The following is a 21,305-nucleotide window of genomic DNA, read 5'->3' as shown; positions in this document are numbered from 1 at the left end:
CGGTCGTGGCGTGCTGTGCGGTGGTTCAGGCGGCCTGGACGGTGTCCTGGGCAGGGGCGGGCCGGGTGGCAGGAGCGGGAGCCGTGGCTCCGGGCCTCCGGGCGGGCTTGAGGAAGGCGGCGAGGAGGATGCCGACGGCGAGAGCGGGGGCGATCCACAGATATCCGGCGGCCGTGGCGTGGGCGAAGGCGTCCAGTGCGGTGTCGCGCAGGGTGGCGGGAAGCCGGCCGATGGTGTCGGGGCGCGCGGCGTCGAACCCTGCCGTGGTCGGCAGGCCGCTGGTGCGGGCGGCGAAGCCGCTGTTGAGCAGGGTGCCGAAGACGGCGACGCCGAAGGCCGCGCCGATGGAGCGGGCGAAGGTGACCACGGCGCTGGCGGCACCGAGGTCGGCGGTGGGCACGCTGTTCTGGACGGTGGTCAGCACGACCATGGGCACCATGCCGATGCCGACTCCGGTGATCAGGAAGTAGGCGCTCAGCGCGAGGGTGCCGGTGGCGGCCCCGATCGTGCCCAGCAGGAGCAGCCCGGCGAGGTTCGCGGCCAGACCCGCGAGCAGGATCACCCGCAGCCGCTCGATGTGCGCGGCCCAGCGTCCGGCCAGTGACTGGCTGATGACCAGGCCGACGACCAGCGGCAGCATGTGGATGCCGGACAGGGTGGCCGAGACGCCGTGGACGATCTGGAGGTAGGTCGGCAGGTAGACCAGGACGGCGAACATCGCGGCGTTGGCGAAGAACCCGATGAGCGAGGAGGAGACCACGGTCCGGGAGGCGAGCATGTTCAACGGCAGGACCGGGGCCGCCGCGCGGCGCTCGACGGGCACCAGCAGCGCGGCCGGCGCGATCGTGGCGAGGACGAGGCCGATGACGGCCGGCGAACCCCAGCCCCAGCGCTCACCGAACGAGGTGATCAGGACCAGGCCGGTCGCGATCGCCGCCAGGACGGTGGCGCCCGGCCAGTCGATGCGGGCCCTGGCCCCCTTGGCCCCGGCGGGCAGCGCCCGCGCGGCGACGACCAGGGCGACCGCGCCGACGGGCAGGTTGATCAGGAAGGCCCACCGCCAGGACAGCTGGTCGGTGAAGACACCGCCCAGCAGGGGGCCGACGATGCTGGCGACGCCGTAGACCGAACCGAACATCGCCTGGTAGCGGCCTCGTTCGGCCGGGGCGACGATGTCGCCGACCAGGGCGAAGGTCAGCACGATCATGCCGCCGCCGCCCACGCCCTGGAGTATCCGGGCTCCGATCAGCTCGGGCAGGTTCCGCGCCAGGCCGCAGGCCACCGACGCGACCAGGAAGACCGTGGTGGCGGTCAGGTAGAGGCGCTTGCGGCCGAACATGTCGCCGAGCTTTCCCCACAGCGGTGTGACCGCCGTCGACGCGAGGAGGTAGGCGGCGCTGACCCATGCGATGTCGTCGAACCCGTTCAGGTCCTGGGCTATCCGGGGCAGTGCCGTGGACACGATCGTCTGGTCGAGGGCCGCCAGGAGGACCGCGAGGACCAACGCACTCATGGCGGCGGCCACCCCACCTGTCCGGGGGGACGAGGACGATAATGACTTCAACATCAGAGTTGCCTTTCCTGAAGTATCTGCCACATCAATGTAGCACTTGATGGGCGCTTCTCCACACGCCAGTGGCTATAGCTGGATCAGGCTCCACATTTCCTGGCTAGACTCGGGGCGGTGAGAGCCGATGCAGCACGCAATCTGGAAGCCGTCCTGACCACCGGAGCACGGATGCTCGCCGCCGACCCCGGCGCGAGCATGGCGGCCATCGCCGCCGAGGCGGGGGTGGACCGGAGCACCGTCTACCGGCGCTTCGACTCCCGCGAGGCCCTCCTCGCCGCCATCTACAAAGCCCGCCTGACGGCCATCGAAGAGGCCATCGAGGACGCGCGGCTCCGCGAAGCCCCCGTCGCCGTCGCCCTGCACCGCTACGTCGAGAACATCATCACCGTCAACCGCACCTGGCCGGTCGACCTCACGCGCATGCTCGCCGACGACACCGTCCACGCACGCCGGGACGCCGCCGTCCGCGACGTCGACGCCTTTCTCGAACGCGCCACCGAGGAAGGACTGCTCCGTCCCGGCCTTCCCGAAGGATGGGCGGGCGCGCTGCTGCCCCAGCTCATGCACCTGGTGTCCCGACAGAGCGCCGAGCTGAGCCCCGGCCAGGCGGCCGACGTCGTCGTCGACACATTTCTGCACGGAACCGGAGCGCCCTGACACCGCGACGGCTCTCGGTCGAGAAACACATGTCTCCACGTATCGCCGCCGGCGAACGCCGTAGGGAGTGGCTGTACGTCAAGAACATCTTCGGCCATACCAAGTGACGGATTTCCCCGGGGACATGGGGACATCTAGTGTTGCCTCCCGGCGGCTCGCGGGGTGGCGGGACGCCACGGGCGCAGCCACGGCGGAGGAGACGGCACGGAGCGTACGAACGGAACCGGGCTGGTTCATACGAACGGAGCCGGGCTGGTTCAACGGGGAAGGACGTGGGGGACGATGAAGTCGATCGACGGGCCGATGGTCGGCCGCGAACGCGAACAGGCGGTGCTGTCCGAACTCGTGGCGGCCGTCGGAGGGCAAGCCCTCGTCCTGCGCGGCGACGCCGGCGTGGGCAAGAGCGCCCTGCTGGACCACGTCGCCGACCTCGCCGAGGGCGAGGGGCACCGGGTGATCAGGGCTGCCGGGGTCGAGGCCGAGACGGAACTGCCGTTCGCCGGCCTGCACCAGTTCCTGTACCCGCTGCTCTCCTCCGTCGACCGGCTCGACGACGGCCACCGAAAGGCGTTCGACGTCGTCTTCGGCCGGGGCGAGAGCTCGCCGCCCTCGGTCATGACCCTCGGCATCGCCGTCCTCGACCTCCTCTCCCTCGTGGCGTCGCAGAAGCCCCTGCTGCTGGTGCTCGACGACGGCCAGTGGTTCGACACCTCCAGCACCGAGGTGTGCGGATTCGTGGGCCGCCGGCTCACCGGCGGCTCGGTGAAGCTCGTCGTCGCCCTGCGTTCCGGCGTGCCGTCGGGCTTCGACACCGCCGCGATTCCGGAACTGGCCGTGACCACGCTGTCGGGGGCGGCGTCGGGACAACTCCTTGACGCGCACCACCCGGAGCTGGACTCCCGGATCCGCGGTCTGGTTCTGGACGAGGCCCAGGGCAACCCGTTGGCCCTGCTGGAACTGCCGTCGTACGTGCGCGGCAACCGGACGGGGCACACACCCGAGGCACTGTTCGGGTACGCCGGCATCCCGCTCCCCCAGCGTCTCCAGCAGGTGTACGGCGCGCGGATCGAAGCTCTCGGCGACGACGTCCGCACCACGCTGCTGCACGGCGCTCTGGACGGCGTCGGTGCCGGCGCGGCGACCGGCCCCACGGGAGGCGCCCGCTACCGCATGCTGGACGCCCACGAGGCGGTGACCGCCGGCCTGCTGGAGATCGACGCGTCGAGCGGCGACTTCGTGTTCCGGCATCCGCTGGTGCGTTCGACCGTGGTCCAGATGGCGACGCCCAACGAGCGGCGTACCGCTCACGCGGCCCTCGCCCGGGTGCACCGCGACGACGTCGAGCGGCGGGCCACTCATCTGGCGGCCTCGACGGTCGACCCGGACGAGGAGGTGGCGGCCGTCCTGGAGGCGGCGGCGGACTCCGCGACCCGTCGTGGCGGCGCACTGGCCGCCGTCACGTGGCTGACCCGCGCCGCGGAGCTGAGCGAGAGCCGCGAGGAAAGGTCCAGGAGGCTGGGCAGCGCGGCGTACATCGCCGGGCACTCCGGCATGCTGGAGCACGCGCAGCAGTTGCTCCGCTCGGGCACCGGGTCCGGCGTGGACGCCTCCCCGGACTCGGTGGTCGCGTCGGGCTACGTCGCGTTCTTCGAGGGCGGGGACATCCGGTCCGCGCAGCGGCAGGTCTTCGCGGCGATCGAGAGCATGCGCGACAGCGGGCCGCCGGAACCGGACGAGGTGCTCACCCGCCTGATCGACCTGCTGCTGGCCATCAACCAGTACGCGAGTGACGAGGTCTGGTGGGAACGGACTCACGAGCTGCTCGACTCACTGGGCGATCTGGTGCACTCGTACTCACGCATCTACCAGGACGCCTGGGGCGACGTGGTGCGTCGCGGCGCCGGTGTGCGGGAGCGGGTGGAACGCGCCTACGCCGGCCTCCACCTGGAACCGTGGGACATCACGCGGCTCGGTGCCGCCTCCTACCACGTGGACACCCTCAGCCGGTACCGGCCGCTGTTGCGGCGCGCCGCGGGCCGCGAGCTGGAGACGGGGGCCGTGAGCGACGCCATGACCATGCTGCACCTGATCATGCTCGACCAGATCGCGGTCGGCGAGTGGGACGAGGCCGAACTGACCGGCCGGCATTGCCTGGAGCTGACGACAGCGCACGGGCACGGTCTGTTCGTCTACCACACCCACGCGTACGTGGGCTTGTTGGCCGCTCTGCGCGGCCGGGTCGACGAGGCCCGGGAACTGCAGGCCGTGGTCGACGCCTGGGCCCGTCCCCGCGGCGTCGGATTCCTCACGCAGATCGCCGACGCCATCGGCACCGCCGCCGCGCTCTCCGAAGGCGACTACGAAGCCGCGTACCTCCATGCCATCGGCCTGACGTCCCCCGGCTCCTTCACCCCCTACGCCCACCAGGCCTCCCGTACCCTCCTCGATCTGGTCGAAGCGGCCCTCCACACCGGCCGCGTCGAACAAGCACGCGAGCACGCCCTCGCCGCTCAGGCGGCGGGGCTCCCCGACATCTCTCCCCGCCTCGCTCTGATCACCTACGGCGCCCTCGCCATGACCGCCACCGACCCCACCGAGGCCGACGCCCTGTACGACCGCGCCGAAGCCCACCCCGCCGGTGCCGACTTCCCCTTCGAACTCGCCCGCATCCGACTCGCCCGCGGCACCCGCCGGCGCCACACCCACGGACGCAAGGCGGCACGACGGCCGCTGACCCTGGCAGCGGAGGCCTTCGAGCGGCTCGGAGCAGCCACCTGGACCGAGCGCGCCCGGGCCGAACTCCGCGCCACCGGCAGTCCCGCCTTCACGTCCTCGGCGCCCCTCACCTCGCTGACCTGGCAGGAGCGCCGGATCGCGGACCTCGCCGCCAGCGGTCTGACCAACAAGGAGATCGGCGAACGCATGCACCTGTCGCCGCGCACCGTCAGCTCACACCTGTACCGCGTGTTCCCCAAGCTCGGCATCACCGCCCGCGCCGCCCTGCGTGACGCCCTGGGCAGGCTGCCCGACGACCAGAACGTGTGACTCGGCGTTCAACCCACCCCTGGGCGGGCTCGGATGCCCCGCTTCTGCAGCCAGCCGAGCACGTAGTCGGCGACGAACCTCCATCCGTTGTCGATGACCAGGGAGTGGCCGCGGTCCGCGAACTGCTTCAGGTCGGTCCCGGCTCTCGAGTCGCCGTACGCCTTGTACACCGCGCGCGTGACGGCGTCGGGCACCAGCCGGTCCTCCTGCCCTGAGATCAGCAGGAGGGGGCCGCGGTTCGCGTTGCCGACGTCCACCACGGCACGCGGGCCGTACGCCCTGCCCGCAGGCCCGAGTTCGGCGACCAGACGGCGGGGCGCCGGCCCGGCGTAGCGCTCGAAGAGCCGGTACGACTCCTCTGCCGCGACCGTGTTCGCGAAGTACCGGTGGAACTGCTCCGGAGACAGGGTCACCAACTGGTCGGCAGTGCCTGCCCGGCCGGGAGCCCACAACCGGGCCGAGGAGTCGGGGACTGGAACGTCATGGAGCGGAGCGGGTGCGATCGCCACCGCCGCGCGGCCCATGTCGGCTCCGATGAGGTGCTGCGCGATCAGGCCGCCCACCGAGTGGCCGACGATCACCGGGGAGACCTCGAAGGACCGCACGATCTCCGCGTAGTGGGCGATCAGCCCGTCCAGGCCGATGCCCGCGAGCGTCACGGACGACGTGCGCGGCTCCGCGGAGGTGCCCTCCCCCGGCCACCCCGGTGTGGACGTGAGGAACCCCCGGCCGGCGAAGCGCTCCGCCCAGAGCTCCCAGGAGCGCGTGTCCAACCAGGTGCCATGGATGAAGACGACGGGAGTGTGGTTCACGGACGGCCCTCCGAGCATGACGATCGGTCGGCGCTGGAACGCCGACGGCGGTTTCAGGATCGTTTCGGCGCGGATCGGAGGCGACAGTCGAATGACTCAATGTCGAGCATCGACGGCGCCCGATCACCAGGGGGAGACCGCTGCGGACAAAGCACGCGGATACGGACAGCGGTCCGGTCGGCGGGCTCCTTCGCTGCCCGACCGTCGTCGAAGTCGACGAACGTCGGCGGTCACATTACTTACCCACGGCGCTCCCGCGCGGACGAGGGTGGGCCCGGTCAGCTTCCGTCGCAGAGAGGGATCCACACATCATGAGCGGTGACCGACCAGGGGTACAGGTCCGCCGAACGGTCCCGAAGGGCCGCCTCGAACTGGTCCTGGACGTCGAGCGCGTGTTGGGCGTCTCCACCCGACAGCCCGTCAGGGCGGAGTTCCGGTTCGCCCCGGAGGATCCTCTGGCCGTGTGCGTGGAGTTCCTCGTCCAGGGCGGCCCGCGTGTGCTGTGGCGGATCGGCCGCGACCTCCTCCAGCAGGGACTTCGCTCGGCGAGCGGCTTCGGTGACGTACGGATACGGCCGTCGCGGTCCGTGGACCGGCCCACCGCATGGCTTCAGCTGTCCTCCAAGGACACGGCGGCCCTGTTCGAGGTACCCGTGCCTCCGCTGGCGGAGTGGCTGGAGTACACCTATGACCTCGTGCCCGCCGGTCAGGAGCTCGCCACGGTCGACTGGGCCGTCGCCGCCGCGGACCTCCTCCGGAGCTCCGGGCCGTGCTCCGGCTGATCACGACGCCATGGGGCCGACCGGTCGGCCCCGCCGCGGACGGCGCAGTGTCCCCGTGCCGCACCCCGGGTGCGCCGACCGCCGCTGACACGCACAGGAACGAGAGTCAGCCATGGCACACGTGAACACATGACGTCCCGTGCCGAGGGGACGGCCGCAGCAGAAACCGTCGTGGAAGGCCTTTCGGTGATCCTTGCAGTTCAGAGCACGGGGGTGGAGGCACCTCGCCGTTTTGAGGAACGGATGATCCAGAACTGGTAGATTGCAGAACATTCTGAGGGGTGGCGGCTACCTCAACGGTGCGGCGGGACTCGGCCAGGGGGAAAGTGAGCGAGACGGAATTCGGCGAGCTCCTGCGCACGGCACGCCTGCGCTCGCTGCTCACCTTGGAGGGTCTGGCGGAGGCCTCGGGTGTGAGTGTCCGGGCCATCAGCGACATGGAGCGGGGCAAGAGCCTGCCACGGCAGGGGACGCTGGCCGAGCTCATGGACGCTCTGGGGCTGGACCGGGGCGAGCGGGCGGATCTCGTGCGGGCGTCGAAGCGGCGGGGCACCGGTGTGCCCCGGCGGTTGCCGCCCGGTCCGGCCGTGTTCAGGGCCCGCGAAGCGGCGATGACGGCCGCTCTCGCCCTCACCGAGCAGGTCTCCTCGGTGGGACGGCACGCCGTCGTCGCCGCGATCAGCGGGATGGCGGGGGTCGGCAAGACGGCCCTTGCCGTGCACTGGGCGCATCGGGTCGCGGACCGGTTTCCCGACGGGCAGTTGTACGTGGACCTGCGCGGGTTCGAGGGAGCCCGCCGGCCCGTCGACGCCGGGGACGCGCTGGGAGGCTTCCTCAGGGATCTCGGTGTGCCCACGGAAGAGATTCCGGGCGGCACGGAGGAGCGTGCCGCGCTGTTCCGGGAGCAGGCGGCCGGCCGTCGCCTGGTCGTCGTCCTGGACAACGCCCTCGACTCCGAGCACGCGAGGCCGCTGCTGCCCGCCTCCGCCGGGTGTCTGACCATCGTCACGTCACGTAGCCGCATGTCCGCTCTGTCCGCCGCTGAGGGCGCTTCCCTGATCAGTCTCGACGTATGGTCCCGGGAGGAGGCGCTGGCGGCGCTGGCCGCCCGGATCGGTGGCGACCGGTGCCGGGCCGAACCGGAGGCCGCCGCCGAGATCGTCGACCTGTGCGGATATCTGCCGTTGGCCATCGCCGTGGTCGGCGCGCGGTTGGCAGCCGACCCGGGTACGTCGTTGCGGGGAGCCGTCCGGGAATTGAGGGAGATCCGTCCTCGGCTGGACGCCTTGGTGTCCGATGCTCATCCGGGCGGCGTCCGTGCCGTCTTCTCCTGGTCGTACCGAACGCTGTCCGACGCGGCCGCGCGCTTCTTCCGCGCCCTGGCCCTCCATCCCGCCCCCGCCATGTCCGCGGAGGCAGCGGCGTCCCTGGCAGGGGTGGGGCTGTCAGAAGCCTGGCGGCACTTGCGGGAGCTGACGTCAGGGAGCCTCCTCTCGCGTGACGGAGAGGGCTTTTACGTGCTCCACGACCTGGTACGCGCGTACGCCTCCGAACGTGCCGAGAGCGAGGGCGACGACCGCCTCGGCGCCGAGATCCGTCTGCTGGACTACCTCCGCCACAACGCCCGCACCGCCAACCGATACGTGGCGCGGCTGCCCTCCGATGAGGCCGGCACCGCTGCCTCCGGGGTCGTGCGGCTGGAGTTCGACGACCACGAAGAGGCGCTCGGCTGGTTCCGCCAGGAGGAGGCGACCGAGTCGGCCGTCCTGCGCCGCACGACTGATCGACGGCTGCTGCGCCGCCTCATCGGCCTCACCGAGGAATGGGCGGGCTACAACTCCGTGAGGGGGCGTTGGACCGAGGAGATCGCCGTCTCCCGCATCGCGTTGGACGCGGCCCTGGCTCTCGACGACCCGAGCGCCATCGTGCGCAGCTGCCTGAGCCGGGCGCGCGCGCTGATCGAAGCCGGTTACCCGGACGAGGTCGACGAGCGCAGAGAGGCCGTCGCCATCAGTGAGCGGGCGCTCGCCACGCTGCGGGAGCTCGGCGACGACCGTCGTGAGGCCGGCGCCTGGGACACCATCGGGTTCGCCCGGCACGGACTGGGCGAACCTCGGGCCGCGATCGATGCCTGCGAAACGGCCGCCGCGCTCTACTCCGCGCTCCACGACGACTGCGGCCACGCCCTGGTGCTGGACCGTCTCGCGGCTGCCCGGGCGGATCTCGGGGACGCCGAGGGCGCGCGGGCCGACTGGACCCGGGCGGCCGATCTGCTGGAGGCTCTCAAGGTGGTGCGCTCCGCGGAGATGCGGGCCACGGCACACGCCCTGCCCGTCCCAGCCGTCGTTCAGGACCTGGGAGACCCCGGCGCGGCAGGCTGACCGAACACGTCTCCACACACGTGTGACGTTCGATACGTGTGCAAGGGGGGTCATGCGTGCCCGATCGGCGCGATTCCCCCCTGACCAGCCGGCTTCGCCAAGGAGAGACATGTCCGTCACCGCCGTGGACCGGAGGAGCGCCCTCGTCGTCGTCGATCTTCAGAAGAGCGTCGCCGGGCTGCCTCTCGCGCACCCTGCCGAAGAGGTGCTGGCCCGCAACGCCGGGTTGCTCGCGGCTTTCCGCCGCCGTCGCCTGCCCGTCGTCCTCGTGAACGTCGCCGGGGCCCCGCCGGGCGCAACGACCTGGGAGTGAGCTTCCCCGAGCTTCCGCCGGAGTGGTCCGAGCTGCTCCCCGAGTCGGGTGCCACGGGAGACGATCACCTCGTGACCGAGCACGCGCGCAGCGCCTTCACCCGGACCGGCCTGGACGAGTGGCTGCGGGACCGCGGTGTCACGCAGGTCGTCGTCAGCGGCATCACCACCAGCAGCGGTGTGGAATCCACCGTCCGCGACGCCCACGAGCTGGGCTACGACGTCACGGTCGCGACCGACGCCGTCACCGACGTCGACGGGGCCGCCCACGATCACACGCTCGCGCAGGTCTATCCGCTGATCGCCGAAACGGGCCCGACGAAGTTGGTCCTGGCCGCGCTCGCCGTGGCGAGCTGACTTCGGCGCGTCGACGCCGCGGTGGAGTTGGTCGACGCCGCCGGCATGCCTCCCGTGCGTGTCGTAGGGCCATGCGTGGGGCTCGCAGCCGTTCGGTCCGTCGATCTGAGGATCTGTCCTCGGCCGCTCGGCCGGTAGAGGGGGACGGATCCTTCCCGGGCAGAAACCCGTCTCTCCCGCGTCCGGGCGGAAGGGCGGATGGTGGTGGTGTGCCCGACGGAACCGTCAAGGGCCGACCGCTTCACCACCCTCGTCTCCAGGAGTGTTCCCATGAGCAGGACCCGTGTGAGTTTCGTCAGTGCCGGTATCGAGATCGCCGCGCATCTGTACACCCCCGGCGCCCCCGCGTCGGTCCCGTGGCCGGCGCTCGTGGTCGGCCACCCCGGTACCGGGGTGAAGGAGCAGACGTCGGGCACGTACGCGCGGCTGATGGCCGAGCGTGGTTTCGTGACGCTCGCCTTCGACGCCGCCCACCAGGGCGAGTCGGGCGGTCTGCCGCGCGGTCTGGAAGACCCCGCGCAGCGCGTGGAGGACTTCAAGGCCGCCGTCTCCCACCTCACCACCCGCGAGGAGGTGGACCCCGGTCGGATCGGCCTGCTGGGCATCTGCGCCTCCGGCAGCTACTCCCTGGCCGCCACGGCCGGCGACCCCCGTGTCAGGGCCGTGGCCACCGTCTCCACCGCCGAACCCGCCCGCCAGTTCCGCTTCGGTGCCGACGGCGCCCAGGACCCGGCCGTCTTCCAGGCCCTGCTGGCCGCCGCCGCCCGGGCACGCAGCACCGCCGCGCGGGGGGAGGACCCCGGTGTGATGACGATGTTCCCGGAGACCGCCGAGCAGGCCGGCGCCCTCGGCGGGCAGCACGGCATCGACGGGTTCGAGTACTACTGCACCCCGCGCGGCGAGCACGAGCGCTCCGCCAAGTTCCTCGCCTGGGAGAGCATCGACCGCATGGCCTCCAGTGACGCCTTCCACGCCATCCCGCTGATCGGCGACCGGCCTCTCCTGCAGATCATCGGGGAGCGTGCCGTCACCGCCTGGATGGCCGTCGAGGCCCACCAGCGGGCCACCGGCCCCAAGGAGCTCCACTGGATCGAGGGCGCCGGCCACGTCGACCTCTACGACAAGAAGCGGTATGTCGGCCCCGCCGTCGACAAGCTCACCGAGTACTTCACCGAGCACCTCTCCAAGTGAACGGCCCCGTCCCGCGACCTACGGATCAGTCGTTCGACTGTCGGAACCGCCGGATCGCGCAGGGACCGAAGGGACCGTGGATCCGCTGTACGACGGAAAGGTCGCGGGTCTCAGTCCAGTGCCTTCAGCGCCCCGGCGACGGCTGATTCCAGGAACTCCCGGCCGACTCGCGCCTGGCCCATGACGCGGATGCCCTGGATGAACGTCGTGAGGAAACGGGCCAGTTCTTCCGGGCGTTGCCCGTCCCGTAATTCTCCCCGGTCCCGCGCCACGCGGAGCGCCGCGGTCAGCACCGTCTCCGCCTCCGTCATCGCCGCCCTCGCCCGCTTGGTCGTGCCCTCGTGGGCCGAGCGCTCGGTGGTGGCGCTGACGAGCAGACAACCGTGCTCCGGGTCCGCCGCGTCGGCGTCGACCATGGCCATCAAGAGTCCGTGCAGTGCCGTACGGATGTCGGGGCCGAGGTGGACGTCCCGGTCGAGTGCCGCGACCAGACCGTCGCAGTACCGTTCGAGGGCGCGTGCGTACAGGCCGTCCTTCGAGCCGAACGCGGCGTAGAGGCTGCCCGTGCCGATGCCGAGCCGCGCCGTCAGTCGTGGCATCGGCGTGGCGTGGTAGCCGTGCTCCCGGAACAGGTGCATGGCCTGGTCCACGGCCACTTCGGTGTCGAACTCGCGGGGGCGTGCCACTGCGGGATCCCTTCCTCGGCCGGCCGTCACACATGTGCTCGTCGACCCGACTCTGACAGGGTGCTCGCGGATGGGCATGAGTCGATCGACTGCAATACGGAAGGCCTTCGGCCCGGTTCCGTATCGATACGACAGGGGGCATGTCGGATCGGGGTTTGTGCGGTTAGCCTCGACGGCATTGACGGCAACAGCCCGAGGACCAACATGCAGGTGCACCTGAACCCCCCGCTGGAGCCGGGCAACGCGCCCTGGCACGCCGCTGCCATCGTCGCGGCCGCGGCCGACATCAGCGGTGCGGAACTGGACTACAGTCCGGAGAGCATCGTTCTGGTGGAGGACATCGTCGACGGCTTCCGGGCCGAGGGTGTCACCGAGGCGGACATGGCCGAGTCCCTCGTGGCCTTCGGCTGCTACGTGGGCGAGATCCTCGCCCGGCACGCCGGCGGAGCATGGCAGCACTCCCGGGCGACGCGGTCCTTCGGTGTCCCTGTCGTCGTGGAGCTGCCCGACGCACGGGAGTGCGATCCGATCGACTGGGTCGTCTGCCGTCTCAAGTTCGGCGCCGGAGTCAGCATCCGTGACCTCTACGCCGCCGTCGGCACGGGGCACGGTCCCTCGGACCAGCGGCCCTGTAGATGATCATGTCCACCTGAAGGTATCCGCTGCCGGTCGAGGAAGCGTGGGAGGACACGAAGTGAGCACGTACAGCGGCACGGACGGTCGGGGTCCGGACGGCACGGTCCCGTGCCGGTCCGATGCCGACGGGGCCGTGCTGCTCGGCCGCGAGCACGAGAAGCGGTTGGTGGAGACCCTGCTGACGGACCTGGCGCACCAGGGACGCGTGCTCCACCTGAGGGGCGCCGCGGGCACGGGGAAATCCGCGCTCATACGTTACGCCGCGGCATGCGCCGAGCACCGGGGCATACGTGTGCTGTCAGCGACATGGGCTCCTTCCGAACGGAGTCTGCCGCACTCCGCGCTTCACGGCCTGCTCCGCCCCGAACTGGCCCGGACGGACAGCCTGCCGGCCGCGGAACGGGCCGTCCTGGACTCTGCGTTCGGCGGCGGTCCGACCGCTCCGGAACCGGCGGACCTTGCGGCCGCCGCGCTGAAACTACTGGTCACAGCACCAGGACCGGTTCTGCTGTGCATCGACGACCTCGACCGGCTCGACACCGTGAGCCGCGGCGTCCTGAGTGCCATGGCCTCGCTCCGCGCGGCCTCACGTGTGAGCATGATCGTCACGGAGCGCGCGGCATCCGCGTCCCTGTCGGCTCCGGATCTGCTCACCGCGACACTCGACGACCTGCCCGATGCCCCGGCCCGTGCCCTCCTGGCCCGCGCGGGACGGACCACCGGGTACACGGAGGCGCAGCTCGTCCTCACCCTGGCCGGGGGAAACCCGCTGGCCCTCACGGAACTCTCCCTGGGCAGCGGCCCGCTCGGCGACGCGGCGGGCTTCGGCATGCTGTCGGCGACCCCTCGTCTCGCCGAGTCGTACGCGGAGGACCTGCGGGAATTGTCGGAGCCGGCCCGGACGGTCCTGCTCGTCGCGGCGCTCAGCGCCTCTCCTGTCGCGCGGGACATCCTGGACGCGGGCGGCCTGCTGCTGGGCAGCGGCCACGACGCGCGCGCCGGGCTCGCCGAGGCGGTCGCCCGGGGTCTCGTGACCGAGGACGGCGAGACCACGGGGGAGTGTCGGCGACTGGTCTTCCCCCAGCCGTTGGTCCGACCCGCGGTCCTGTACCTGGAGCCGGCGTCCCGGCGCATGGCCGCCCATGCGGTGCTGGGGCGGAGCCTCACCAGTGCCCCGCACGCGGCCTGGCACACGGCCCGGTGCACGGCGGGCCCCGACGAGGAACTGGCCCAGCGGCTGGAGGCGCTGGCCGACGGGCCCTGTTCGGGCACCGACCTGCTGGTGGCCCTGGCCGCCCTGGAGGGCGCGGCCCGTCTCTCCCCGGACCCCGAGCGCCAGGCGAACCGGCTGTTGCGCGCCGCCGAACTGGCCGTCGACCGCGGGCTGGTGGACCACTCGCTGCGCCAGGGCCGGCAGATCGACACGGCCGCGCTCGGCGCCCTCGGGCGTGCTCTGCAGCTGTGGGTGCACGACCTGATTCCGGGCAACACCGTGGTCGGCCGGGAGCGGATCGCGGAGCTGTGCGAGGCGGCACGCGCCGTGTCCGGGCAGGACCCCGTGCTCGCCCAGAAGCTCCTGTACGCGGCGGCGCGGCGCTGCTGGTGGCAGCAGACGGGACGCGAAGAGCGGCGCACCGTCCGGGAGGCGTTCGAGAGTCTGCGGTCCGGGCCGAGCGACGTGCTCGACCTGTCCGTCATGGCGCTGACCGACCCCCTGTCGGTCCTGCGGCCACCGGAGCCGCATCCCCTTCCCGGGCTCAGGGAGGAGGACGAGGCGAACCTGATCGCCCAGGTCGCCCACCTCACCAACGACCTCGACCGGGCGGCCCCGCTCTATGTGAAGGCGGAGGCGGCACTCCGCGCCGACGGCCGGTACGGACGGCTGCCGCAGGCCGTCGTCCCCCGGGCGATGGGCCAGATCTGGCTCGGCAGCCGGTGGGACGCGGTGCACGCCCTCACCGAGGAGGGCCGGGTGGTCGCCGAACAGACGGGGCAGCCCGAATGGGTGGCCCGGGCCACCGGTGCCAGGGCCGTCGTCCTGGCGCTGGAGGGCGACCACGAGCAGGCGCTCGTGTGTGCCGCGGAGGTCGAGGAGCACTCCCTGCGCACCGGGCTGAACCGGCAGTTGCATCTCGCCTCGCTCGCCCGTGCCCTCACGGCCTCCGGCACCGGCCGGTACGCCGAGGCCTACGCCCGGCTGCGCGCGCTGTTCGCCGAGCCGGCGGGGCCGTACGCCTACGAGGATTTCTGGGCGGTCGTCTTCCTGGCCGAGGCCGCGTTCCCCGCCGGGGAGACGGAGGACGCGAGGTCCGTCGTCAAGCACCTCGCGTCCCTGACGGATTCGGGACGCCCGCCCCTGGTGGAGCGGATGCTGGCATACGCCGAGGCCGTCATCGCACCCGACGAGGAGGCGGAGAGCCGCTATCTGCGGGCGCTGGGCCCCGGGGTCGAGACGTGGCCGCTGCTGCACGGCATGACCCTGTTCGGCTACGGAGCCTGGCTCAGGCGCCGGCGCCAGGTCACCGCGTCACGCACACCGCTGGCCACGGCCGAGTCCGTCTTCCGGGCTCTGGGCGCGCGGTCACGCGCGGACCAGGCGGCCTCCGAGCTGAGGGCGACGGGGCGTGCGGCATCGGTTCGGTCCGCCGGGGAGGGGGCGGACAGCGTCGGGGACGACGTCGCCCAGGTGTTGTCCCCGCAGCAGCTGACCATCACGCGCCTGGCCGCTCGTGGTCTGTCCAACCGGGCCATCGCCGAGCAGTTGCGACTGTCCCCCCGCACGGTCGCCTCGCACCTGTACCAGATCTTCCCCAAGCTGGGCGTCGCGTCCCGGGCGGGGCTCGCGGCGCGGTTCGGCGCGGAGGCGGAGTGAGTGCCGGCGGTCTCAGACCGGCCGGTGCTCCCGCAGGACCTCGGTGAGCTGCGCCCGCGCCGTCACGCCGAGCCGGGGGAAGATGCGGTAGAGGTACGCCCCGATGGTCCTCGGCGAAAGACCGAGGAGGTCGCCGATCTCCCGGTTGGACCGGCCGCTGCCGGCCAGTTCGGCGATGCGCAGTTCCTGCGGGGTGAGCAGGTCGCGCGGTGCGGTGTGGTCGGCCCCGCCCGCGCCGCCGGTCTCCGGCCGTTCGCCGGAGGCGCGCAGTTCCGCGGCGATCTGCGCGACCCGTGCCTCGGCACCCATCATCGTGAAGGTGGCCGCCGCCTGCCGCAGGACCGTCCGGGAGTCGGCGAACCGCCGTCGGCGTCGCATGCGCCGTCCGTGGGCCAGCCGCAGCGGCGCTTCCAGGAAGAGCCGGCCGGACAGGTCCTGGGCGAACGCCCGCTCGAACAGCTCCTCTTCGTCGTGGTCGTCCGCGAGGATGGCCCGCGCCACCGTGAAGCGGGCGGTCACGTCGGGGGCGCACTCCGCGCCCAGACGCTTCTCGAGCCGGTCGAGCACGGTCCGCGCCTCCGCGGTGGCGTTCGCGGCCTCGGCGGCCTCCGCGAACGCCACCAGCGCGAACATGGCCGCCGCGCTGACCTTCGGACGGCCCAGGAGAGCCGACAGCGTGGGAAAGGCGGCCTCGAAGTCCCCGTTCTCCACCTGCGCGCGGGCCGCGCCGACGGCCAGAACCGCGTCGATCGTGCGGACCGAGCGCCGTGCGGCCGCCCGTTCTCGTACGGTGCCGGGCGGGACCGTACCGCCGGTACGCAGTGCTCGGAGCAGGTCCTCCAGCAGACGGGCCGCCGCCGCGTGGTGGTCCTGGCCGTGGGCTTCGGCCAGGACCACGCACCGCCGCAGTGCGTGGCTGCCCTGTCCCCAGTCGCCCGTGGCCAGGTGCGCCAGGCCCTGCCTCAGCAGTACGGGGGGCAGCTGGTCGAGCGCGTCGTGGAAGCGGTGGCGGCGTTCGGCCTGTCGGTACAGGTCCACGGCGCGCAGGGGGTCGCCGGCCGCCAGTGCCGCCTCGCCCAGGTACTGGAGGTCGCGTACGGGCAGGTCCGCCAGGTTCCGGGCCGCGTGGACGCCCGCGAGGACCGTCGCGGCCCGGCGGACCGGGCCGACGGTGGCCATGGCCAGCAACAGCCGCGGGTCGTCCGCGCGGTCCGGCATCCCGTCCAGGAAGGCGAGCAGCGCCTCGGCCCGTGTGTCATCGCCCGCGAGGGCGGGCGCTGTGATCCGGGCCAGCTCCAGCCCGTCCACCTGTTCGTCCGGGCCATCGGGTTCGGGCCATGCGGCGGGGTCGACCGGAAGCGGCGTGCCTCCGGTCCGTGCCAGCGCCTCGGCGCACAGCACGCCCAGGGGGCCCAGTGGCCTGCTCAGTGCGCGGTGCGCCATGGTCCGGGTCATGCGCTCCAGGCCGAGGGAGTGGGCGAGCTGGGCGGTCCGCAAGGCGCAGCGTCCCTGGTCCTCGGGCGTCGAGTGCAGCTCGGCGGCACGCCGCAGGAGCCGTACGGCCATGAACGGCTCACACTGCTCCAGCGCGTGCCGGTGCGCGGATTCGAGGCGGCCGGCCAGGTCCGGAGCGTGTCCCTCGACGCTCTGGGAGAGGTGCCACAGCATGCGCACCGAACCGTCCGCCAGCACGTCCGCCAGGGCGGCGTGCGCGGTACGGATGCGCCGCGGGTCGGTGCCGTGGACGATCGCACCCGCTGTCGTGGGGTGGCCGAAGAGCAGCCGCATTCCGTCGAACTCCACCAGGCCCTCGCGCTCGGCGGGTTCCAGCGTGGTGAAACCCAGTTCGGTTCCGTCGATCCGTGACGCGGCCGACAGCAGCAGGGGCAGGTCGCCCGCCGGGTGCAGGGCGGCCACGAGCAGCAGGTCCTGGGTTCCCGTCGGCAGGCGTGCGGCGCCCGGCGCCATGGTGGCGGCCAGTCGGTCGGAGGAGACCGGGACGTAGGGCGACGAGTCCTCGGAGCGGGCCGGGAGTTCGAGCAGTGCCAGGGGGTTGCCGGCGGCGGTCGCCAGCAGTTCGCGCACGGCCTGGGCGTCCAGGCCCGGACGCCGGGCCGCCAGCAGGCGGGCGGAGTGGTCGGGCGTGAGCGGGCCGAGCCGCAGTTCCGGGAGGCCGTCCAGGGGTGCCAGGCGGGTGCGGTGCGGTCGCGCGGTCATCAGCAAGGCCATCCGGAGGCCGGTGGTCCGGCGGGCCACGAAGGACAGCACCTCGCGGCTGGGCTCGTCCAGCGCGTCCCAGTCGTCCACCGCGACGAGCAGGGGCTGCTCCGCACCGACCGTCTCCAGCATCTCCAGGACGGAGAACGCCAGCCGTGAGCGGTCGGCCGGGGGCGGAGTGCCGTCGACGAGCAGCATCTCCAGCGCATCGGGCCGCCCACCGCTCGAGGACCTGCCCGTCGGACCCAGTACCGGCCAGACGATCTGCCGCAGCCCGGAGAGGTCGGACGGCTTCCCGCCCCGGATGCCCGCGCCGCGCAGCACCCGCAGGCCGGCGGTGGCCGCGGCCTGGACCGCTGTCCCGAGCAGCGCCGACTTGCCCGAGCCGGCGTGACCGCGCACCACCCGGGTCGCCCCGTGCACCGTGGCCGCGAGCAGGAGGTCCCGCAGCACCCGCAGTTCGGCCTCGCGACCGACGATCCCGGTGTCCGCCGCCTGCTGAGGGAGCGGAACCACCAGCGACAACGAAGGGTTCCCCGTCTCACCTCCGGTGCGGCGGGAGAGCCTGGTCCGCGTGTTGTTCATCGCTGCCCCTGTTCCCAGGCGAGCGTTCCCGCCGGGCCGGGGCCGGCGCTCTCCTGTCGCCCTCCATCCCACTGGAGCGGGATCCGCGGGGCCAGGCAGTTCGCATGCAGCTTGCCTTCCGCGGGGAGGAGCCGCGGGTGGCCGAGGGGTGCGGGCGTGACGTGCCGCGCCCGCGAAAGGTGAGGTCAGGCCTGTTCCGAGGATGCTCCGGAAGCGTCCAGCGCCTCCGCGTTGGCCCGCATCCGAGCCGCGTGCGGGCTGCCGATCGTGCTCAGGAGCTCGGCTGCCCGCAGCCAGCTCGCCCGTGCGTCGTCACGGGAGCCCTGCTCCTGCTGGGCCGACGCGAGGTGTTCGAGCACCTCGGCCCGGTTGTAGTCGTCGAAGGCCTCTCCATAGACCCGCAGGGACTCCTGATAGTCGGCGATGGCGCCGCCGAGGTCGCCGAGGCGATGCCGGGCATAGCCCATGGTGTCCCAGGCGGCCGCCTCGATACGGAGGTTCTCGTCCCGCCGCAGCAGCGGGATGGCCTCCTCGCACAGCTCGATCGTCTCCTCGTACCGGCCGAGCAGTGCGAGGTACCAGCCCACCGCGTTCATCTCACGGGCCGCGGCCCGGTCGTCTCCCAGCGCGCGGAAGATCTCCAGCGCGTTGCGGGCGTGGTGCAGGGCCTCGTCATGGCGCTTCTGCCGGCCGCGGACCCATCCCACCGTCCGTTCGGTGACCGCGCGCTCCACGGGGCCGAGCCGGTGCAGCTGCCCGAGCATCAGCTCGACGTGCCGGTCCGCGTCGGCGGCCTGCCCCGTCTCCGCCAGGGCACGGGCGAGGTGCGAGGCGTTCTGGATGACGGCCGCCGGGTCGTCCAACCGCACGGCGGCGTCCAGACCGATCCGCTTGGCGGCGATCTCCTCGCTCCAGCGGCCCATGAGCGAGTAGTAGCTCACCCAGTCCCGCGTGAGGGTCATGCGGAACCGCAGCAGCCGCGGATCGTCCATGGAACGCAGGGCCGACGAGACGGTCGCCTCCTCCTGACGGAACCAGGCCAGCGCCTCCTCACGGGTGCCGAGCGGGACGCTCACCGCCCCGTCGGCCAATGGAACGTCCTCGTCCGCCACGGTGATCCCGAGGAAACGGTTGGCCGCCTGGGCGTTGTGGCGCAGATAGTCCAGCAGTCGGGTGCGGGCGCCCAGACCGTCGTCCTGCTCGGCCTCGACGAGTTCGACGCCGTAGACCCTCACCAGGTCGTGCAGGACGTACCTGCCCTCCGCGTCCCGCGACAGCAGATTCGCCGAAGCCAGCCGGCGCAGATGCCGCCGGGCTTCCGGTACGCCGATCCCCGCGAGGGAGGCCGCGGCCGCGGCCGACACCGACGGGCCGGGGTGCAGGGCCAGGTGCCGGAAGAGAAGGGCCGTCTCCGGCGGAAGGGCCCGGTACGACCAGGAGAACACGGTCCGGACGTCGCTGCGCCGGGCCCCGGCCGACAGCGCGTCCAGCAGCGGTGCGGCCCCCCGCAGGTCCCGTACCGCCACGCGCAGGGGGAGCTGCGGCATCGCGCTCAGCTGCGCCGCGACGATCGCGACCGCCAGTGGCAGGTGTCCGCACAGCTCCACCAGTCGGGCGGCGGCTTTCGGGTCCGTCCGGCAGCGGTCCTCGCCGATGCGTGCGGAGAGCGCGGCCAGCGCCTCCTCGCGGGTCCACACGTCGAGGCCGACCAGCTGTGCGCCTTCCCTCGTGGCCAGGTCGGCCAGGCGGCTGCGCGAGGTGATGATGGTCAGGCACCCGGTCGAGGCCGGGAGCAGTGGCCTGACCTGCTCCTCGTCGCGTGCGTTGTCGAGGACGACGATGAGCCTCCGGGACGCGGTCCGCTCCCGGAAGAGGGCGCCGCGCTTCTCGGTGCCGCGAGGAATGTCGTCGTCGGACACCCCGAGGGCACGGAGGAATCCGCCCAGGGCCTCTGCCGGATCCAGGGGATGTGCGGCGTCCTCGAAGCCACGCAGGTTCACATAGAGCTGTCCGTCGGGGAACCGGTCGGCGACGTGATGCGCCCAGTGCACGGCGAAGGCCGTCTTGCCCACCCCCGCCATCCCGCCGATCGCCGAGACGACCACGTGTCCGCCCCGGTCGGCGATCCGGGAGGTGAGCTCTCGCACGGTCTCCAGTGCTCGCGTGCGGCCGCGGAACACCGCGAGATCGGGCGGGAGCTGTCGCGGCACCCGACCGGCCGGGCCTTCGGCGCGGAGCACGGACGCCTCGAGGAACCGTCGCCGCTCGTCCTCGTCGAGCTCCAGGGCGTCCATCAACTCGCTCAGCGTGGCCTGCCGTGGCAGGCTCTGTCCGCGCTCCATGTCGCTGATCGCCCGGACGCTCACCCCGGACGCCTCCGCGAGGCTCTCCAGCGTCAGCAGCGAGCGCTGCCGTGCCTCCCGCAGCAGACGCCCGAACTCGGTCCTGCCCACACCCGCCCCCCGGCGCTTTCCGTTCTGGAACGCTCATTAAAGCAAGGAGGGGGACGGCGGGACGGGGCGAGACCCGGTCTCGCCCCGTCCTGTGGGCCGCGCGGGGCGGCCGTCGTCAGCGCAGGGTGTACGCCGTGGGGATGGTCTGGCGGACGGTGTTGCCCTGGCTGTCGGTGGCGCTGATCCTCAGCCCGACGCCCTGGGCGGTCTGGTCCCGCCGGGGGTTCCCGACCGTCGTGGTGAACGTGTTCCTTCCTGTGGCTCTCGTCGCCGCCGGGTGCCAGGTGCGGCCCCCGTCGAAGGTGGTCTCCGCCTTCAGGGAGGTCACCCTGGGCGGCTCGGTGAGGCGTGGCTGGTAGTAGCCGGTGACGGTGATCTCGTGCTGCTCCCCCGCCTTGGCCGTGTTGTCCAGGGCCAGGCCGAAGTCGTAGCGCAGGAAGATCAGCGGCTCGGGTCGGCAGGCCGCCTTGTTGGTGCCGAGCACCTCGCCCATGCACGGGCTCTGCCGGGGCGCGTCGGCCTTGGTCGCTTCGGCGGAGGTGTACTCCCAGACCGTCCTGGAGTCGTCGGTCTTCGTCTCGAACGTGTACCGGGCCGGCTTCGCCGGCAGGTCGTAGGAGACGAGGTCACCGCTCTTGCAGCCGGCCGATGTCAGCATCGCCGCGGCCGCGCACAGCATGAGGGTCGCTCTGCGGCGTCGCGCCGAAGGCACACGGTTGGTCATCGTGGGGGTCTCCTCAATGGATTCG

The 21,305-nt window shown here is 72.2% G+C and carries 15 protein-coding genes; 9 read left to right on the top strand and 6 right to left on the bottom strand.

Annotation, left to right across the window (positions count from 1 at the left end; all coding sequences use genetic code 11):
• Positions 1 to 25 precede the first annotated feature (25 nt).
• Positions 26 to 1,567: an MDR family MFS transporter gene (locus ACFYUS_RS34885; RefSeq protein WP_388861541.1), complete on the bottom strand. Its 1,542-nt coding sequence runs from the start codon at positions 1,565 to 1,567 to the stop codon at positions 26 to 28.
• Between the two features lie 171 nt (positions 1,568 to 1,738).
• On the opposite strand from ACFYUS_RS34885, the gene ACFYUS_RS34880 reads away from it, so the two are divergent.
• Positions 1,739 to 2,227 carry a TetR/AcrR family transcriptional regulator gene (locus tag ACFYUS_RS34880; RefSeq protein WP_388861666.1) on the top strand — a complete coding sequence of 163 codons (489 nt, stop codon included), beginning with the start codon at positions 1,739 to 1,741 and terminating at the stop codon, positions 2,225 to 2,227.
• A 282-nt stretch (positions 2,228 to 2,509) separates the two neighbouring features.
• The gene (locus tag ACFYUS_RS34875; protein ID WP_388861539.1) at positions 2,510 to 5,272 is read left to right on the top strand and encodes an AAA family ATPase; all 2,763 of its coding nucleotides are present in this window, start codon (positions 2,510 to 2,512) and stop codon (positions 5,270 to 5,272) included.
• A gap of 8 nt (positions 5,273 to 5,280) precedes the next feature.
• On the opposite strand, the gene ACFYUS_RS34870 is transcribed toward ACFYUS_RS34875, so the two are convergent.
• Complete coding sequence (locus tag ACFYUS_RS34870; RefSeq protein WP_388861537.1) at positions 5,281 to 6,084, bottom strand: alpha/beta hydrolase; 804 nt, start codon at positions 6,082 to 6,084, stop codon at positions 5,281 to 5,283.
• Between the two features lie 311 nt (positions 6,085 to 6,395).
• Here ACFYUS_RS34870 and ACFYUS_RS34865 point away from each other — a divergent pair, with 311 nt between their 5' ends.
• From ACFYUS_RS34865 to ACFYUS_RS34845, 5 genes are all read left to right on the top strand, one after another.
• The gene (locus ACFYUS_RS34865) at positions 6,396 to 6,866 is read left to right on the top strand and encodes an SsgA family sporulation/cell division regulator (RefSeq protein ID WP_388861535.1); all 471 of its coding nucleotides are present in this window, start codon (positions 6,396 to 6,398) and stop codon (positions 6,864 to 6,866) included.
• 326 nt (positions 6,867 to 7,192) lie between these two features.
• A complete protein-coding gene (locus tag ACFYUS_RS34860) occupies positions 7,193 to 9,247 on the top strand; it encodes a helix-turn-helix domain-containing protein (protein ID WP_388861533.1) in 2,055 nt (684 codons plus the stop codon).
• 109 nt (positions 9,248 to 9,356) lie between these two features.
• The gene (locus tag ACFYUS_RS34855; RefSeq protein WP_388861531.1) at positions 9,357 to 9,560 is read left to right on the top strand and encodes a hypothetical protein; all 204 of its coding nucleotides are present in this window, start codon (positions 9,357 to 9,359) and stop codon (positions 9,558 to 9,560) included.
• A complete protein-coding gene (locus ACFYUS_RS34850) occupies positions 9,557 to 9,916 on the top strand; it encodes a cysteine hydrolase family protein (RefSeq protein ID WP_388861529.1) in 360 nt (119 codons plus the stop codon). Before ACFYUS_RS34855 ends, ACFYUS_RS34850 begins: the two co-directional genes overlap by 4 nt.
• Positions 9,917 to 10,186: 270 nt before the next feature.
• Positions 10,187 to 11,107 (top strand): alpha/beta hydrolase, encoded by a 921-nt coding sequence (locus ACFYUS_RS34845; protein WP_388861527.1) that lies wholly within the window; start codon positions 10,187 to 10,189, stop codon positions 11,105 to 11,107.
• 110 nt (positions 11,108 to 11,217) lie between these two features.
• On the opposite strand, the gene ACFYUS_RS34840 is transcribed toward ACFYUS_RS34845, so the two are convergent.
• Positions 11,218 to 11,793, bottom strand: coding sequence for a TetR/AcrR family transcriptional regulator (locus ACFYUS_RS34840; protein WP_388861525.1), 576 nt, complete (start codon positions 11,791 to 11,793; stop codon positions 11,218 to 11,220).
• 204 nt (positions 11,794 to 11,997) lie between these two features.
• Here ACFYUS_RS34840 and ACFYUS_RS34835 point away from each other — a divergent pair, with 204 nt between their 5' ends.
• Positions 11,998 to 12,432, top strand: coding sequence for a hypothetical protein (locus ACFYUS_RS34835; protein WP_388861523.1), 435 nt, complete (start codon positions 11,998 to 12,000; stop codon positions 12,430 to 12,432).
• A 55-nt stretch (positions 12,433 to 12,487) separates the two neighbouring features.
• The gene (locus ACFYUS_RS34830) at positions 12,488 to 15,301 is read left to right on the top strand and encodes an AAA family ATPase (protein ID WP_388861521.1); all 2,814 of its coding nucleotides are present in this window, start codon (positions 12,488 to 12,490) and stop codon (positions 15,299 to 15,301) included.
• 12 nt (positions 15,302 to 15,313) lie between these two features.
• Here the strand turns inward: ACFYUS_RS34830 and ACFYUS_RS34825 are convergent, their stop codons facing one another.
• The 3 genes from ACFYUS_RS34825 to ACFYUS_RS34815 form a co-directional block, all read right to left on the bottom strand.
• Complete coding sequence (locus ACFYUS_RS34825; protein ID WP_388861519.1) at positions 15,314 to 18,034, bottom strand: AAA family ATPase; 2,721 nt, start codon at positions 18,032 to 18,034, stop codon at positions 15,314 to 15,316.
• Positions 18,035 to 18,288: 254 nt separating this feature from the next.
• Entirely contained in the window at positions 18,289 to 20,556 is a 2,268-nt protein-coding gene (locus ACFYUS_RS34820) for an ATP-binding protein (protein WP_388861517.1), read from the bottom strand.
• Positions 20,557 to 20,671: 115 nt separating this feature from the next.
• Positions 20,672 to 21,280, bottom strand: coding sequence for a hypothetical protein (locus ACFYUS_RS34815; RefSeq protein ID WP_388861515.1), 609 nt, complete (start codon positions 21,278 to 21,280; stop codon positions 20,672 to 20,674).
• Positions 21,281 to 21,305: the final 25 nt, after the last annotated feature.

Source organism: Streptomyces sp. NPDC004284, from assembly GCF_042874035.1.
GTDB lineage: Bacteria > Actinomycetota > Actinomycetes > Streptomycetales > Streptomycetaceae > Streptomyces.
The sequence above is the reverse complement of the archived record's forward strand: the minus strand, read 5'-3'. Positions and strand labels throughout refer to the sequence as shown.